The 813-nt window shown below is 60.4% G+C and carries 1 pseudogene; it reads right to left on the bottom strand.

Annotated features, from left to right (window positions below):
* Nucleotides 1–813, bottom strand: a pseudogene (locus tag NSCA4_RS16155) (VENN motif pre-toxin domain-containing protein); the annotation flags it as partial.

The raw sequence follows: 813 nt of genomic DNA, 5'->3' as shown, positions 1-813 counted from the left end.
ATCCCGCCCCGCACTACATCGGCAGACGAGTTTCCCGCAGCCGCTCCGGCAGCCGCACCCAGCATCCTTGTGATCGCTGAAACGGTCTCTTTTTCCTCCGCAGCTCAGGCTGCCGCCGTCGCCTTTGCCGTACAGCCATTTCTGCCAATGACGGGGGCGGCCGCTTCCGCCCCTCCCGATGCCAGCGCGCCGGCTAAAGCGTCGTTGCCTCCCGCCGCAGATACCGCTGCCCCGAGTACGCCGTGGGCGAGGATGTGGGCGGTTTCCTGACCCGACGTCAGCCTGCCGTCCGGGTTTTTCTGCGCCAGCCCTTTGAAGTATTGTCCGATTTGGTAGGATACGGCGGGACTCGCAGTGGCGGCGGCTATGCCTGCCGCGCTGTCGGTCGGGGCGGACAGGCCCGCGCCTATCATATTGAGCAGGACTTTTCCCCTCTGCCTTACTTTGAGGCCGTCTTCGTATTCTTTCCGGTCGATTTCTCCTTTGGCCAACTTTTCCTTCAACCCGTCCAGGCTGCGTTCGATTTCGGTATTGAGGCCTTGCAGTGTTCTGCCGAACTCCTGCGTTACTTCCCTTTGCAGGTTGATCTCTTTGGCCACCGCGTCTTTGTCGAAGCTGTTTTTCAGACGACTTGTGTGTTGGGCTGCAGTTTCGGTGTCGATGCCGGTGTAGATATGTGCTTCGGTTTTTTCGGCAGTCCTGCCGGTTCGGGCAAGTTGTCCCGCTTCGTCGGTAATGTGTATGTTGCTGGTGTTGATGCCGCTGCGGGTGGTGCTGTTTTTGCCGTCTCCGTCGCTGCCGTAGCCGATGGCC

Source organism: Neisseria sicca 4320 (assembly GCF_000193735.1).
Classification (GTDB): domain Bacteria; phylum Pseudomonadota; class Gammaproteobacteria; order Burkholderiales; family Neisseriaceae; genus Neisseria; species Neisseria sicca_E.
The sequence above is the reverse complement of the archived record's forward strand: the minus strand, read 5'-3'. Positions and strand labels throughout refer to the sequence as shown.